The sequence below is a fragment of the Mesorhizobium subarcticum genome (assembly GCF_055456085.1).
The window spans coordinates 961,841-978,363 of the sequence record NZ_CM144237.1 but is presented as its reverse complement, the minus strand read 5'-3'; the positions used below and the strand labels follow the sequence as shown (position 1 = coordinate 978,363).

General features: G+C 64.9%; 10 protein-coding genes. 2 read left to right on the top strand and 8 right to left on the bottom strand.

Annotated features, from left to right (window positions below):
- Positions 1 to 44 precede the first annotated feature (44 nt).
- Both accD and ACZYHG_RS04455 read left to right on the top strand, forming a co-directional pair.
- Positions 45 to 971 (top strand): acetyl-CoA carboxylase, carboxyltransferase subunit beta, encoded by a 927-nt coding sequence (gene accD, locus ACZYHG_RS04460; protein ID WP_464612717.1) that lies wholly within the window; start codon positions 45 to 47, stop codon positions 969 to 971.
- Between the two features lie 181 nt (positions 972 to 1,152).
- Positions 1,153 to 2,478, top strand: a complete 1,326-nt coding sequence (locus ACZYHG_RS04455) for a bifunctional folylpolyglutamate synthase/dihydrofolate synthase (protein WP_464612716.1) — start codon at positions 1,153 to 1,155, stop codon at positions 2,476 to 2,478.
- 16 nt (positions 2,479 to 2,494) lie between these two features.
- Here the strand turns inward: ACZYHG_RS04455 and ACZYHG_RS04450 are convergent, their stop codons facing one another.
- From ACZYHG_RS04450 to ahcY, 8 genes are all read right to left on the bottom strand, one after another.
- Complete coding sequence (locus ACZYHG_RS04450) at positions 2,495 to 2,776, bottom strand: cupin domain-containing protein (protein WP_464612715.1); 282 nt, start codon at positions 2,774 to 2,776, stop codon at positions 2,495 to 2,497.
- 131 nt (positions 2,777 to 2,907) lie between these two features.
- Positions 2,908 to 3,231: a thioredoxin gene (trxA, locus tag ACZYHG_RS04445; RefSeq protein WP_464612714.1), complete on the bottom strand. Its 324-nt coding sequence runs from the start codon at positions 3,229 to 3,231 to the stop codon at positions 2,908 to 2,910.
- Positions 3,232 to 3,307: 76 nt separating this feature from the next.
- On the bottom strand, positions 3,308 to 6,820 hold the full coding sequence (gene addA / locus ACZYHG_RS04440; protein ID WP_464612713.1) for a double-strand break repair helicase AddA: 3,513 nt from the start codon (positions 6,818 to 6,820) through the stop codon (positions 3,308 to 3,310).
- Positions 6,817 to 9,951 carry a double-strand break repair protein AddB gene (addB, locus tag ACZYHG_RS04435; protein WP_464612712.1) on the bottom strand — a complete coding sequence of 1,045 codons (3,135 nt, stop codon included), beginning with the start codon at positions 9,949 to 9,951 and terminating at the stop codon, positions 6,817 to 6,819. The genes addA and addB overlap by 4 nt, the downstream gene beginning before the upstream one ends.
- A complete protein-coding gene (locus ACZYHG_RS04430; RefSeq protein ID WP_464612711.1) occupies positions 9,948 to 10,667 on the bottom strand; it encodes a nucleotidyltransferase family protein in 720 nt (239 codons plus the stop codon). Before ACZYHG_RS04430 ends, addB begins: the two co-directional genes overlap by 4 nt.
- A gap of 23 nt (positions 10,668 to 10,690) precedes the next feature.
- On the bottom strand, positions 10,691 to 12,202 hold the full coding sequence (gene tsaE / locus ACZYHG_RS04425) for a tRNA (adenosine(37)-N6)-threonylcarbamoyltransferase complex ATPase subunit type 1 TsaE (RefSeq protein ID WP_464612710.1): 1,512 nt from the start codon (positions 12,200 to 12,202) through the stop codon (positions 10,691 to 10,693).
- Positions 12,203 to 12,210: 8 nt separating this feature from the next.
- The gene (locus ACZYHG_RS04420) at positions 12,211 to 14,766 is read right to left on the bottom strand and encodes a sensor histidine kinase (protein ID WP_464612709.1); all 2,556 of its coding nucleotides are present in this window, start codon (positions 14,764 to 14,766) and stop codon (positions 12,211 to 12,213) included.
- 198 nt (positions 14,767 to 14,964) lie between these two features.
- Positions 14,965 to 16,365, bottom strand: coding sequence for an adenosylhomocysteinase (gene ahcY, locus ACZYHG_RS04415; protein ID WP_464612708.1), 1,401 nt, complete (start codon positions 16,363 to 16,365; stop codon positions 14,965 to 14,967).
- Positions 16,366 to 16,523 lie beyond the last annotated feature (158 nt).

Here is a 16,523-nt window from a genome sequence, read left to right as displayed (position 1 = left end):
CCTACCTCTCTTCCCAAATCTTCGTCAGGACAGGAGCCGAAGCGATGAACTGGATCACCAATTACGTTCGCCCGAAGATCAATTCGATGCTCGGCCGGCGCACCGACATGCCCGAGAATCTCTGGATCAAGGATCCCGAGACCGGCGAGATGGTGTTCCACAAGGACCTTGAATCCAACCAGTTCGTCATTCCATCGTCCGGCCATCATATGAAGATTTCGGCCAAGGAGCGGCTGAAATTCTTCTTCGACGACGGCAAGTACGAGCAGCTTGAGAACCCCAAGGTCGTCCAGGATCCGCTGAAATTCCGCGACGAGAAACGCTATGTCGACCGGCTGAAGGACGCCAAGGCCAAGACCGGCCTGGAGGACGCCATCATCAACGCGCTGGGCACCGTCGAAGGCCTGCCGGTGGTGGTGACGGTGCAGGATTTCGCCTTCATGGGCGGCTCGCTCGGCATGGCCGCCGGTGACGCCATCGTGCATGGTTTCGAAGTCGCCTTGCAGCGTAAGCGGCCGCTGATCCTGTTCGCCGCCTCCGGTGGAGCCCGCATGCAGGAAGGTATTTTGTCCCTGATGCAGTTGCCGCGCACCACGGTCGGCGTCGACCGGCTGAAGGAAGCCGGCCTTCCCTACATTGTCGTTCTGACCAATCCAACCACCGGCGGCGTCACCGCCTCCTACGCCATGCTGGGCGACGTGCACATTGCCGAACCCGGTGCTCTGATCGGTTTTGCCGGCCCGCGCGTCATCGAGCAGACCATCCGCGAAAAGCTGCCGGATGGCTTCCAGCGCTCCGAATATCTGATGGAGCACGGCATGGTCGACATGGTGGTGTCGCGGCTTGAGATGCGCGAAACGATCGCGCGGCTGTTGAAGATGCTGCTCAAGATGCCGGTTGAGCAAAAGCCGCTGGAGCCGGAAATCCTGCCGCCGGCGGTGATCCCAGCCGAAGCCCGGCCGCAGGCCTGACGCGACATTGTGCATGTTGCCCAAAAGTGGCCTCGGTTTCGGGAAAACGACATGCACAAAACACGACTTTGCCCGCCGCGAACGGCGATTGCGCCACCTGCATGGCGCGCTGTAGCCTTTTGATTGCCATGGCCAGTCCGGGAGCGATTCTGGCTCTCGGGCCATGCGCGAGGATTTTGTCATGACAACGCTCGCCGCCGACCGCGAAATCGAAGCCCTGATGGCGCTTCACCCGAAAGGCTTCGACCTTTCGCTCGACCGCATCACGCGGCTTCTGGAACGGCTTGGCAATCCGCAGGACTTGCTGCCGCCCGTCATCCATATTGCCGGCACCAACGGCAAGGGCTCCTGCGCCGCCTTTTCGCGCGCGCTGCTCGAAGCCGCCGGCCACCTTGTCCATGTCCACACCTCGCCGCATCTGGTGAACTGGGCCGAGCGCTATAGGCTGGCCGCCGAAGGTGGCGGCAGGCTGGTCGACGACAAGGTGTTCGCCGAAGCTATAGCCCGCGTCGCCAAGGCCAACGGCGGTCAGAAGATCACGGTCTTCGAAATCCTCTCCGCTGTCACCTTCATCCTGTTTTCCGAACATCCGGCGGCGGCCGCGATCATCGAGGTCGGTCTCGGCGGCCGTCTGGACGCCACCAATGTTATCGCCAGGCCGGCGGTGTCGGTGATCATGCCGGTGTCGCTCGACCACGAAGCCTATCTCGGCGACCGAGTCGAACTGATCGCCGTCGAAAAGGCCGGCATCATGAAGCGCGGCTGTCCAGTGGTGATCGGCGCCCAGGAAAGCGACACGGCGCTGCAGGTGCTGATCGAGACCGCCGAGCGGCTGGAGTGCCCGACCTTCGTCTATGGCCAGGATTTCCTTGCCTTCGAGGAAAACGGCCGCATGGTCTACCAAGACGAAGACGGTCTGATGGACTTGCCGCCGCCACGCCTGCCCGGGCGCCACCAATTCGCCAATGCGGCCGCAGCGATCGCAGCCGTGAAGGCTGCCGGCTTCGAGATCAGCCATCGCGCCGCCGAGAAGGCAATGACCAATGTCGCCTGGCCCGGTCGCATGCAGAAGCTGTCACAAGGCAGACTGGTGGATTTGGCGCCGAAGGGCGCCGACATCTGGCTCGACGGTGGCCACAATCCGGGCGCCGGCGTGGTTGTTGCCGAGGCGTTGGCCGAGCAGGAGGAAAGGAACCCGCGCCCGCTGTTCCTCATCTCCGGCATGATCAACACCAAGGACCAGAGCGGCTATTTCCGTGCCTTCAAGGGCCTGGCCCGGCATGTCTACACCGTGCCGGTGAGCATGAGCGAAGCCGGCGTGCCGAACGACGAACTGGCGATCCGCGCGACGGAAGCTGGGCTGACGGCCGAACCGGTGAGTTCCGTCGCCAGCGCGCTGATGCTGTTGCGCGATACCTGGGACGGTCCGCCGCCGCGGATCCTGATCGGCGGATCGCTTTACTTCGTCGGCGCGGTGTTGGCCGAGAACGGCACGCCGCCGACGTGAGGTCGGCCGGACGACCTTACTTCAGCTCGATCTCGATAAAAGCATATTCGCCCTCATTGGCACTGATGACGTCGTGTTCGACGCCCTCCTTGCGGAAATAAGGCACGCCTTTCTTCATCTCGGCGAAGGTTTCGCCGTCCTTGGTCACCAGCTTGAGCTTGCCGTCCATCAGCGGCACCACGACATAGTCGTGGCCATGGCGGTGCCAGCCGGTGTTCTCGCCGGGCTGGAAGCGGTACTCGGTGACGATAACGCGATCATTGTCGATAAAGACGGTGGCTTTGGCGGATCCGGTCATGGCGTTCTCCCTGTTTCTGCTCCAGCAGAAGACATGGAACGCCCTGATGTGAGGGCCAGAGCGACCCAGCGATGACGCCAACAAAAAGCCCGGCGCGATTGGCCGGGCTCGATATCAGGATCTCAGGCCGATCAAAGGTTGCCGTTGATCCAGTGCGACAGTGCCGTCTTCGGCGCCGCACCGACCTTCATGTCGGCCATTTCGCCGCCCTTGAAGATCATCAGCGTCGGGATCGAGCGCACACCGAACTGCGCGGCAAGCTCGGGATTTTCGTCGATGTTGAGCTTGGCGATCTTGACCTTGGCGCCGAGTTCAGTGGCGATGTCTTCGAGCGACGGCGCGATCATCTTGCACGGTCCGCACCATTCCGCCCAGAAATCCACCACGACCGGCACGTTGGCGTCGAGCACGTCGGCCTGAAAATTGTTCTTGTCAACCTTGACGGTGGCACCCATCCGGAAAATCCTTTCGAGAGTTCTTTGTCGCACCAAATGTGGTGGTTGTCTGGCCCTTCTTCAAGCAGGTCTTGTGTCACGCTCCCGTGAGTCGGGCAAGGGCGTCATCCATGGCCCCGGCCGGCAGTTCGATCAGCCGCGGCGCTTCGGTGAACAGCAGAGCCGCCTTGACCTCGCGCCCGGGATAGAGCGGCTGCAACAGCGCACGATAGAGCGCCAGCTGTAGCAGATAGGCCGGCGGGACATCGGCCAGAGAGGCTGGCGCCGGCCGGTTGGTCTTGTAGTCGACGATCGAGATCTTATCCGCTGTCACCGCCAGCCGGTCGATCTTGCCGGAAATCGAGCGTTTTTTCCCTCTCACGTCCAGGCTGCCCATGATGGCCACCTCGGCGCGCGACGACGGTGCGAACAACTGGCCGAGGTCAGGGTCGGCAAGAATGGCGATAACCGATGCCAGGGCCTTTTCCCGCTCTGACGGCGGCCATCCGGCACCTGTTCGCGCGAGATAACGCGAGGCTGCGCCTTCGCGCTCATTCTCGGCAATGCCGGGCAGCATCTGCAGCAATTTGTGCAGGGCCAGCCCGCGCAGCACCGCAAAACCTGGTTCTGTATCGGCATCCAGCACCGGCGAAGCCTTGTCGACCACCGCTTCCTTGCCTTCGTCGATAAGTGCCGAGGCGCCGGAGGGCGACAACGGTCGCGGCAGGTCCTCGAAGGGCGGCAAAGGCCGGAACAGGGTCGCCGGCAACGGCCCGAAAGCGTCGGCCTGCCGCGCCTGCTCACTGGTGCTTGGCGCGACCGGCGGCAATTTGGTGACGTGGAAACGATGCACCGGCTCGCCGCTGGCGGGGTGCGGGCGCTGCTCGCTTTCCGGCGTACCGATCAGCGCGCGGCTGACGATCGAATGCCAGGTGCCGGCATTCGGCGCCCGCTTGCCGTGATAGCCGCAGACGATCAGCCGGTCCTCGGCGCGGGTCATGCCGACATAGAGCAGCCGACGGTATTCGTCGTCGGCGAGTTCCCTTGCCCGCGCTGCTGCTGCCTTCGAGAAGCCGTTGGCGACATCGCTGGCCGAACGCCAGAGATAGCCCTTGCCCTCCCAGTAGCTACCCGAGCCCTTGAAGGGCATCAGCCGCGGCAGATGCTGGTCGCTGAACGGGGCGGAGCCGCCATCGACCAGGAACACCACCGGCGCTTCCAGGCCCTTGGCGGCGTGCACGGTCATGACGCGGACCTCGTCGCGGGTCTGGTCCATCTCGCGCTTGATCTCGGGGCCGGCATTCTCCAGCGTCGACAGGAAGGCTTCCAGCCCGGGCAGGCCGGTCCGTTCCTCTGCAAGGCAGAAGCTGAGGAATTCGTCGAGAATGTCACCGGCTTCGGGCCCGAGCCGCGCGATCATTTTCCGGCGCACGCCATCACGCGCCAGCAGGCCGGCATAGAACTCGAACACCGGCTGGAAGGCGGCCTCGTTTGTCCAGACGTCAAGCTGGGCGACAACCTTTGCGAGGACTTCGTCGTCACCGGCATGCTGGCGCAGCGATGCGGCCAGCGACATACCGGGCGGCCTTTGCGCGGCAAGCGCGAACAGCGTCTCCTCCGGCAGGTCGAAGATCGGGCTGCGCAGCACGGCGGCGAGCGACAGATCGTCCTGCGGCTGGATGAGGAGATGGCCGAGCGCGATCAGATCCTTGACCGCGATATGGCCGGGCAGGCTGAGCCGGTCGGCGCCGGCGACCGGAATGTCGCGGCGCTTGAGGGCGCGGGTCAGGGCATGGACAAAACTATCGCGCTTGCGCACCAGCACCAACACGTCGCCCGGCCGCAGCCGCTTGCCGCGACCTTCGATGATCTCGCCCTTGCCGATCCAGCCGGCAATTGTCGCCGCCACATTTTCGGCAACCCGCACCGCCGGCGCATGGGCGTGGTCGATGGATTTCGTCCAATCGTCGGGCTCGTCGACGGCTTCAGTGCCGATCGACGGCCAGACCTCGACATAGCCCGGCGCATCGGTGCGGATCGCCCTGTGGCTCAGCGGATCGGGATCGTGGCTGATGCCACGCCGCACGATTGGGTCGGCAAAGACGCGGTCGACAGCGGCCAGCACATCGTCGGTCGAACGGAACGACCAGGTCAGCTTGAGGTCGGCGAATGACGCTTCGGCATCGCGCACCCGTCCGGCAAACAACAGCCGGCTGTCGGCGAAGGAATCCGGGGCCGCGCCCTGGAAGGAATAGATCGACTGCTTTTCGTCGCCGACGGCGAAGACGGTACGATGGACACGATCGCGTGCGCCAAAACCGGCAAAGAATTCCTCCGCCAGCCGCTTCACCACTTCCCATTGATCCGGACTGGTATCCTGCGCCTCGTCGAGCAGGATGTGGTCGATGCCCTGGTCGAGTTTGTACTGCACCCAGGGACCGGCATCGGGCCGCGCCAGAAGGTTGACCGTGCGGGTGATCAGATCGTTGAAGTCGAGAAAGCCGCGGCTGCGCTTCAGCACTTCGTAGCGGGCGATCAGCCAGTCGGCGATGGTCAGCGCAGCAGCCGTGCCTTCCAGCATGCGGAACAGCGCCAGCCGGTCGACGGTTTCGATGATGGCACTCGATGCCGAGAGATAGCGCTCGGCCAGATCCGGCAAGCGGTCGGTGAGTGCTTTCTTGAAGGCCTTTGCCGGGTCGTAGGGATCGCCGTCCGTCTTGAGGAAGGCCCTTGCGAGCAATTGCAGGCGGCGAACGGGGTCGCTCTCGGCGACAGCCTGACGCGCATAGGGCAGGATGTTGTTCAGCACCGATCTGGCGTCGGTGGATTCGGCGGCCTGGGCGAAGCCGGCAAAATAGTCGGGCAGAAAGCCCGGCAGCGGCCATGCCGACGCCGCTATCCCATCGGCGGTCTGGCCGGGGCGGAAATGGAATTCATCGAACAGTGGCTGGAAGCCGTCACGTCCGACGGCATCGAGGAAATCACGCAACCCGTCGCGCTTGCGCACGATCTCGCCGAGCAACGCATCGAGACCGGCTTCGCCGCCACGCTCCAGCACAGCGGCGAAGGCGTCTGCCAGATCCGCGTTGCCGGCTGCCGTGCCGGAGATCATCTCACGGCGCGCTGATGCAAAGAGCGAGGCCTCCATCTGGCTGTCGAGCAGCTCGAAATGGGCGGGGATGTTGGCTTCCAGCGGGAACTGGTGCAGCACCGATTCGCAGAAGGCGTGGATGGTCTGGATCTTCAGCCCGCCGGGTGTTTCCAGCGCCTCGGCGAACAGGCGCCGCGCCCGGCGCATGGTGTCGCGGTCTGGCCGGCGTCCCTCCAGTGCCTCGACCTTTGCCGAAAGCTCGATGTCGCCGAGAACCGTCCAATCGGACAGCGTGGAAAAGACCCGGTTCGACATGTTGGCGGCGGCGGCGCGCGTATAGGTCAGGCACAGGATCTTCGACGGGTCGGTGCCGTTGAGCAGCAGCCGGATGACGCGCTGGGCCAGCACATGGGTCTTGCCGGAGCCGGCATTGGCCGACACCCAGGCGGAATTTTGCGGATCGGCGGCGCGGGCCTGGCTGTTCGCGGTGTCGCTCGGGATGGGATAGGCCTTCGTCATGCCTCCCCTCCCTCGTCCCCGGCATCGCCGCCGGCTGACCATTCGAGCACGCGGGCGAGATGGTCGTAGTCACCATCCGTTTCGCCCTCGCGAAACGGCAGCGCGCGCGACAGATATCCGGTCGCCGGATCGGCATAGTGGATCAAAAGCTTTTCCAGCCGTGCCCAGGCCTCTTCGGCAAGATCGGCGGCGGTTCGCGGCTGGCGGTTGTGTTCGAGGATGGACTCTTCGAAAACCTCGCCATTCGGCTTCAGCCGCACGAACGCCAGTTGCGACGGTTCACGCGCGCCCAAATCCTTGAAGGCGCCACGCCGCAGCAGTGCGCCTTCCAGCGCCAGCTGCGGCGCCAGCAGCGTGTGCGCCTGCGCCTTGGAGGGCGAGGAGCCGGTCTTGTAGTCTAGTATATCGGCCATGCCGCCTGCCAGCAGGTCGACGCGGTCGGCATAACCGGACAGCGTGACGCCGGACTGGCCAACCACGGTCTTCCCCGCCCGCTCCTCGGCATGCCGCTCGACCACCGCGTCGGCACGCGTGCGCTCCCATTCGATGATGTTGGCGGCGAGTTTTTCGAAGCGTGGCCACCATACGGCCTCGACATCGGCAGGAAGCGCGGCTTCGGCAAAGCAGGTGCGGCCGGCGGCAATGAGACTGGTCAGCGCGTCCGGCGCACGCGGATCGGCCACCTCGGACGAGAACAGATGCAGGATGGCGTGAAACAGCGTGCCGCGTTCGGCAGCACCAGGGTCGCGGATCAGCGGGTCGAGCGGCAGCAGGCCGAGGATTCGCCTTGCGTAGACGGCGTAGGGATCACGGCGCAAGGTCTCGATCTCGGTGACCGAGAAATGCGTCGGGCGCACCGCCAATGGCGGTTTCGGCTGCGGTCGCGGCGCGAAATCCTGCTTCGGCCCGGTATCGAGCGCGCGCGCCCAGGCCAGCAATTCGTTGCCGCGCCGGCGCAAAGCCGACGCCTGGTCGGTGCCGATGAAGGTGAGCAGGCGCTGCAGCCAGCGTGACGGCACGGCGGGCGCGTCGCCGGAACGCGCCGAGCGGGCAAGCACGACATGTCTCGCGCCCATCGCCATCTGAAAGTCATGCGCGGCGAGGCCAATGCGCCGTTCGGGCGGCTCGAGATCGATGCCGGTCTTCATCAGCCGCGACATGAAGCGGTCGCTCTCCGGCTTGCGCGGCCAGACACCCTCGTTGAGCCCACCGATGACCAGCGTGTCGACGTCCAGCAGCCGCGCCTCCAGCGCGCCCCAGATGGCGATGTTGCGGTCGGTGCCTTGCGCCGGCTTGACCGTTTCGGGCGCGATCAGCGCGTCCATCACATCGGGCCATTCGCTCACCGCGAACGACAGCGATGCCGATGCCGCAACCAGCCCGCGCAACAATTCGGCAAGCTTTTCGCCGGCATCGCCGGCATAGAGTTCGCCCAGGCCGCCATCGGCGGAACGGCCGAGATTTTCCAAGGACACGACGCTGGCTTTGACCAGCGCGGCAAGATCGGCATCCGCCTCGCCGCGAAAGGCCGAGAGCGGCGCCAGTGCTTCTGTCAGGCGTGCGAGCAGGTCGCGAGCATCGTCGATGGAGCGCACGGTCAGCCGGGAAAACCAGAAGGGCGGCCGGCTGTCATCGCTCAGTCCAGTGAGGCGAGCCTCAAATAGTTCCGGCAGCGAAACGATGTCGGGGCGACCGGTGCCGCCGCGCAGCGCCATAAGTTCGACCAGTGCCGCCGCGTTGCGCACATCGGCGCGCTCAAGGCCGAGACCGAGCAGCGGATGCTTGAGCAGCGACAGCAGGCCGACCGGATCGCCTGGCCGGAACAGCGCTTCGAGCGCCAGCCGAAGCAGGCTGGCCGCCGGGCTGTTGGCGAGGGGCGTACCGCCGGAATCGTCGGCAACGACGCCGAAGCGCTGGAGTTCGACGCAGACGCGCCGTGCCAGCGCACGGTCGCTGGTGACGAGAGCTGCCCTTTGGCCGGGCTGTTCGACAGCCTGCTTCAGCGCAACCGCGATGGCGACGGCCTCGTCGCGTTCGCTGGCCGCCTCAAGCAACGTCACATCGGCGAAGGCACCGGCAATATCAGGCGCCGAAAACCCGTTGCGCGTTTCAGCCCACAATTCGGTGGTTTCGGCCGGCCGCAGCGCCTCGCCGACAAGCGCCGCGCGAAGTGCAAGGTGCGGCCCGGGCACGCCGATCTCTTCAACATCTGAGCGCAGCACGCCGATCTTGCCGATCAGTCTGGCCAGGCCATATTGCGGGTGGCCGAGTACGGCCGGGCGCGCGCCGGGGGCGATGAGTGCCTGGAAGGATGCTTCGTCCAGCGTCTGGTCGAGCCCGGGCAGCACGATGGCGCCGTGGGGCAAGCGGGCGATCGCGGCAAGCAGTTCGGCCGTGGCAGGGATGGAGCCCGTCGAGCCGGCAGCGATGACCGGTCCGGCCGGTGGATTGCGCCTCAGCCGCGCCGCCTCGGTGCGGATCAGCGCGCTGCGGTGCGCGGCCGGATTGGAGCGGTCACTCTCGATCAGGAATTTCGGCCAGGCCTCGGTGACGATGCCGAGAAATTCGAGTGTCACCTGCCACCATCCGGCAAGGTTGCCGGTCACCAGGCCTGCAAGCTTTGCCCAGTCGGTGCCTTCCGTCTCGATCTCGTCCATCAGCTCGGCAAGGTCGCGCGCCAGCCAGATCGCATCGGCAGTGGAGGCGGGGATGACGATTTCCTCCGCGAAAAGCTTCGCCACATGCTCCGGCAGCCGGCGTTTCCACGCGCGCACCAGCGGCGTCAGCAGCAACAGGCGTTCGGTTGCGGAGATCGGCGGTGCAAGATCGATCGCCGCCGCCGGCTCGGCCTCGAACAGGGCTTCATCCTCGTCGAATTCGCCGAGCGGGCGGATGACCGGCAGGATCGCCGAACCGCCGCCGCCACGTTCCTTCAAACTGTCGACGAAGACACCACGCAAGGCGCGCGCGGCGCGGCGCGTCGGCACATAGATGGTAACATCGGCGAGAGCGAGCGGATCGCCGTCGAAACGAAACCCGGGGACAAGACGGCCGGCAAGCAGCGCCTCGGCCAGCGTCGGCAGAAACGGCGCTCCGGGGGGGATCGAGAAAACGCGGCTTGAGCCGCTCATTGCATCTCGGCTAGTGCGCCGGCGACGGCTGCTTCCGCCAGCGGGATGGCATCGGGTGTGCCGACGGTGATCCAGTGGCCCTGCATCTTCATGCCGAACAGGCGGCCGGCGGCTATTGCCGTGTCGAAATAGGCGTTGAGCGAATGCGGTTCCGCCGGCGCGCCCTTGAACAGGCGCGGATGGATGATCGCCGCGCCGGCATAGATCAGGCCGGCCGGATCGCCTTTTGAGCGTCGCAAGGCACCGTCCGGCGCCACCAGGAAATCGGTGGAGCCGCAATGTCCTGTCGCCTGATGGAGATCCGCCAGCATCAGCAGAATATCCATTTTCGCGGCGTCCCATGCAAGGGCGAGGCTGCCAAGATTGAGCGGACCGTGGTCGATCCAGAAGGTGTCGGCGTTGAGGATGTAGAACGGCTGTTGACCCAGTTCCGGCAACGCCTTGACGATACCGCCTGCCGAATCGAGCAGCCGGTCGCTTTCATCGGAAATGATGATGCGCGGCGCGCGGCGCGCCGTGACATGGGCGACGATCTGTTCGGGAAGGTAGTGGACGTTGACCACGGCCTTGGTGACGCCTGCCGCGGCGAGGCTGTCTAGGCCCCAGTCGAGCAGCGTCTTGCCGGCGATCCGGACCAACGGCTTGGGGATGGTGTCGGTGATCGGCCGCATGCGCTTGCCGAGCCCGGCGGCGAGTACGATTGCAGTTCTGGGCACAATGGCAGTGTCCGGTCTTGCTGTCACAGCGTTCGTTCCTCAAGCAGCCCGTGCGCGTTGTAGAAATCCCGCAGGCTGGCGAGCGCCGGGTGGGACAGCGCCCGGCGCAGATAGTCGCGGATGCGCGGCAGGTGTCTGAGATAATAGGGTTTGCCATCACGCTTTTCGAGCCGCACGAAAATGCCGAGGATCTTGGAATTGCGCTGCGCGGCCATGATTGCATAGGCTTCGAGGAAAACCGCTTCGTCGAAGGCACCCGCTGCATGGCGCGCCGTGACATAGGCATCCAGCGTCTGCTTCTCGATCCCGGGCGAGATGGTGACGCGGGCATCCATGGCCAGTGAAGCGACATCATAGGCTGAAGGCCCGATCAGCGCATCCTGGAAATCGACGATGCCCAGCCGGTCATGGCCGGAGCGGTCACCGCGCCAGATGATGTTGGGCGAATGGAAGTCACGCAGCATCAGCGTAGGTTCGCCGCCTTTCAACCGGTCGAAAAGCGCGTTCCATTCCCTCGCGTAGCCGGTGCGCAATTCGTCGCTGGCCGGGCCACCCGATATCGCCGGCACATACCAGTCGACCAGCAAATCGGCCTCGATCATCATCGCGTCGCGGTCGAAAGGCGGCACCTCGTGGAAGCTGCCCGGTCCGGCTTGCAGACGCTGCGGCCAGGTCTTGCCATGCATCATGGCCAGCAGCTCGGCCGCCGCCGCATAGCGCTCGGCCAGCGGTTCGCCATCCCCACCGAGAAACCCTTCGGAACCGAGATGTTCGATGAGCAGGAAGCCTTGGTCCTGATCCTCGGCATGGATAGTGGGAACGCTGACACCGCCGGCCTTCAAGGCATGGTCGATGGCGACGAAGGCGGAGACCGATTGGGCGGTGTGGGCAATCACGGCGTAGGGCTTGCCGTCGCGCACGGGTGGGCCGAGCACAAGTCGCGGCGAGTTCATCAGCACACGCGGCTCTTGGCCAGCGAGCGTCACGATCTCATAGGAGCGGGCGGAGGCGTCGCCGATGAAATAGCGCCGCTGAGCCTCGCCCCAGCCGGCATCTCTTAGAAAACCGCGCATGGCCAGCGATCGCGCCGCGCGGTCGAAGGTCACTCCTTGCCCCGAGAGACGCGCCAGCCGGCCCTCGCCATGCTCGAAGAGTTCGATCAAGAGCGTCGTCTTCGGCAAATAGGCTTCGGCGCGCTCGGGCCATTCGACCAGGGCAGCGCCTTGCGTCAGCGCTTCGTCGAAGCCGAGCTCGTCGAGTTCGCTCGCCGACGACAGGCGGTAGAGGTCGAAATGATGCACTGGAATGCGGGTGTCGTAGCTCTGCACCAAGGTGAAGGTCGGGCTCGGCACGTCGAGACCGGCATCGTCGGCCAGCGTCCGGATCAGGGCGCGTGCGAGCGTCGACTTGCCGGCGCCGAGATCGCCCTTGAGCGCCAGCACGTCGCCGGCGCGCAACGCCAGCGCCAGATCCTCGCCCAGCCTCGCTGTCTGTGTCTCATCGGCGAGCAGACGCTCGATCACCAAACCCGTCATCGAGCGCGCTACTCGGCTGCGGCGCGGATGCCCGGCATGTCGGGGAAGGTGCAGATGACGGTCGTGCCCTTGTCCTTGCCGGTTTCGATGCGAACGTTGCCACCATGCAGTTCGACGAAGCTCTTGACGATCGACAGGCCGAGGCCGGCGCCGCGCCGGCGACCGCCATTGGTACGCGGTTCGAACCGGCGGAACACCGAATCCAGCACATCCGGCGGCATGCCGGGACCATCGTCGTGGACCGAGAATTCCACCCCGTTTGCCAACTGGCGGCAGGTGAGCCGGATGGTGCTGGCTTCCGGCGCGTAATTGGCGGCATTGCTGAGCAGATTGTAGAGGATCTGGCGGATGCGGGTCTCGTCGCCGTGGAACGTCTTCGGCGCCGCCGCGGCGTCGACCTCGAGACGGATCGAATGCTCCTGCAGCCGGTCGGCAACCAGCTCGGCGGCGGCCGCGATGGTGCGGTCGACCTGCACCTCGGAAATGTCGAGCTGCATGATCCCGGCGTCGACCGTCGCGAGGTCGAGTATATCGTTGACGATGGTCAAAAGCACCGAGGAGGACGAGCTGACATGCTCGACATATTCGCGCTGCTTTTGAGTGAGCGGTCCGGTTGCGGGCACGGAAAGCAGTTCGGTGAAGCCGATGATGTTGGTCAGCGGCGAGCGCAGCTCATAGGACACGTGCTGGACGAAATCGTTCTTGAGCTGGTCCGACTTCTCCAGCGCCTCGTTCTTGTCCTTCAGGGCGCGTTGGACATGCACGCTGTCGGTGACGTCGACGAAGGTCATCATCACTTGCCCGTTGGGCAGCGGAATCACGGCGTAGCGCAGCACCGTGCCGTTGTTGAGCTCGGTCTGGCCGTGACGCTCGCGGCGCTCGTCGTCGAAGCCGGTGATGGCGGCGACGAAGCCGGGCCAGGGGCTGTCGACCGCTTGCCGGTCGCTAAGATCACGGATCGTCGAGACGTGCACATTCGGCTTGGCGGCCTCGCCGCCCAGGCCCCACAGCGTGGCAAAGGCCGGGTTCGACAGCCGCAGCCGGCCGTCGGGGCCGAACACCGCCACGCCTTCAGCGAGGTTGTCGAGCGTTTCGCCCTGGACGCGCACCGCCGTGCGATAGCGGCTTTCCAGGTCCATCTTTTCGGTCAGGTTCTCGAACACCCAGGTCACGCCGCCCTTGGGCTGCGGATTGGCGACGACGCGGATGGTCTTGCCGTCGGGCAGATGCCACCAGTGCTCCTGCGATTCCACCGCGCGGTAAGCGCCGAGCAGGCCTTCCTTCCAGCGACGCCATTCAGGCTGTTCGGCGATCTTGCCTTCGCTGCGCAGCCGGTCGAGCAAAAGCGCGTTGTCAGGTGCACTGTGCAGGAAGCCGCTGTCCAGACCCCACAGTTTCTGGAACGCCTGGTTGAAAAAGCGCAGCTTCTCGTCGGTGTCGAAGATGGCGACCGCGGTGTTGAGCTGGTCGAGCGTGTCGGCGTGGCTGCGCACCGTGCGCTCATATTCGCCGCGAATGGTCTCGATGGCGCTGGTGTCGCAGGCAAGGCCGGCCGAACCGTCGGCGCCGGCAAAGTCGGTCACCGCGAATACACGGCGGTCGCCTTCGATCACCGTGGAAAGCGACTGCTCGAAGATCGGGTGCGATTTGTGCTGGGTGGCGATTGCTTCACGCGCCTGGCCGCCAAGGAACTCCTTGGCGTCGCGCACGGCGGCTTCCGCGTTCTCGGCTTCGACCGCGTCGGCATAGGCTCGGTTGACCCATTTCAGGCGACCGTGCTCGTCGCGCAGCCATGCCGGCATCTTCAGCGCCTCGAGCAGGCCGATCATCGTGTCATGGTCGGCGGCCAGCCGTTGGTTCTCGATCTTCAGCCGGGCCTGGCTGCGCTGCGTCTCGGAAAGCGAGACAAACCGCACCAGTATATGCGCGGCGCTCTTGCGGCCATGCACTTCGAGCGGCGCGCCGGCCTGCGATTCGATGACGAGGTCGAAGGGCCTGGCCTTCTCGCGCAAGCCCGCAACGGCATGTTCGAGCGCCGCCGCCGAGCGCGGCATCAGCCAGCGGCCGAAGGCGAGGAACGCCGCCCGCTCCTCTGGCGCGCCGCTTTCGACCGGCAATGTACCGATGAGTTCGGGCTTCTTGTTTTCCGAGGCCCAGACGATCACCCGCTGGTCGCGCAGATTGAGCAGTGCTTCCGAACGGCGCAGCGCCGCGTTGACATCGGCGACGCGGCTTCTCAACTCGACATTTTCCGCCGAGGTGCGGGCGCGTTCACGGATGAGAACGATGGCAGACAAAAGCGCCGCGCCCGTCACGCCGACGAACACGGCGAGCTGCATGACCTCGACTGTGCTGATCGACAGGCCGGCGGTCGCGACAGCGGCGTTCTCGGCATGCGCGACGGCGCTGGCCAACGGATAGGACAGCGCGGAACTGGCCAGGAACAGGCCCGCGCGGGCACGCCATGAAAGGCGCCCGCCCTCGGTGGCTGACTGTATGGTCCCCGAATCGTCATGGCCGCCGGAAACGGCCGATCCCGCTCCGTGCGGGTTTTGCCCCGGCATGTCTTGGTCCTCTCCGCCGCCTGAATGCAAGACCGCCCTGATACGCGCCTCTCTGATCCCCTCTCGGGCCGGAAGCGTCGCGAATCACCTGACAATAAACCCTCGCCGAATCGCCGTGAAGGCGATTGCGCGCAAAAATAAAGCCGGGCGAAAAGTCAATCGCCCGGCTTCAATATCTGGTAGTAAATCTAGCTTTGGTTAATAGCGGTAGTGTTCCGGCTTGAACGGACCCTGCTGAGTGACGCCGATATAGGCGGCCTGTTCACCCGACAATTCGGTCAGGCGGGCGCCAAGCTTGTCGAGGTGCAGCCGGGCGACCTTCTCATCGAGATGCTTGGGCAGGACATAGACCTGGTTCTGGTACTGCTCACCCTTGGTGAACAGCTCGATCTGGGCCAGCACCTGGTTGGTGAAGGATGCCGACATGACGAAGCTCGGATGGCCGGTGGCGTTGCCGAGATTGAGCAGGCGGCCTTCCGACAAGAGGATCATCCGCTTGCCGTCCGGGAAGGTGATCATGTCGACCTGCGGCTTGACGTTGGTCCATTTCAGATTGCGCAGCGAGGCGACCTGGATCTCGTTGTCGAAGTGGCCGATATTGCCGACGATCACCATGTCCTTCATCGAGCGCATATGGTCGAGGGTGACGACATCCTTGTTGCCGGTGGTGGTGATGACGATGTCGGCGGTCGGGGCCGCGTCTTCCAGCGTGACCACTTCAAAGCCGTCCATCGCCGCCTGCAGGGCGCAGATCGGGTCGACTTCGGTGACCTTGACGCGGGCGCCGGCGCCCTTGAGCGAGGCCGACGAGCCCTTGCCGACGTCGCCATAACCGCAGACGACCGCAACCTTGCCGGCCATCATCGTGTCGGTGCCGCGACGGATGCCGTCGACCAGCGATTCCTTGCAGCCATATTTGTTGTCGAATTTCGACTTGGTGACCGAATCGTTGACGTTGATGGCGGGGAAGGGCAGCAGGCCCTTCTTCTGCAACTGGTAAAGCCGGTTGACGCCGGTGGTCGTCTCTTCGGTGACGCCGCGGATCGCTGCCTTCTGCTTGGTGAAGAAGCCGGGCGAGGCCTTCAGGCGCTTCTTGACCTGGGCGTAGAAATATTCCTCTTCCTCGCTCTGCGGATTGGACAGCACGTCCTCGCCGGCCTCCGCGCGGGCGCCGATCAGGATGTACATGGTGGCGTCGCCGCCATCGTCGAGGATCATGTTGGAGAGGCCGCCATCGGTCCACTGGAAGATGCGGTCGGTGTAGTCCCAGTACTGTTCGAGGCTCTCGCCCTTGACGGCGAAGACCGGAATGCCGGCCTCGGCGATGGCCGCGGCGGCGTGATCCTGGGTCGAGAAGATGTTGCAGGAAGCCCAGCGGATATCGGCGCCGAGCTCCTTCAGCGTCTCGATCAGCACGGCCGTCTGGATGGTCATGTGCAGCGAGCCGGTGATGCGCGCGCCCTTGAGCGGCTTCTTGGTGCCGAATTCCTCGCGGCAGGCCATCAGGCCCGGCATTTCGGTTTCGGCGATATCGAGTTCCTTGCGGCCCCAGCCGGCAAGCGAGATGTCGGCGACCACATAGTCCTTGCTACCCGTCATGGCAGTCTCCCTACGAATTGTTGTGCGTGCGAATTGGTTGCGGATGCGCCCGCGCCGGTCGGCGCGTCGAAGGGCGCGAATTGCCGGCCTGACTAGCAGATCGGTGTCGAGACGACAATGGGATATAAAGAAATCTTTATCCCTGCATGTCTCTCGGG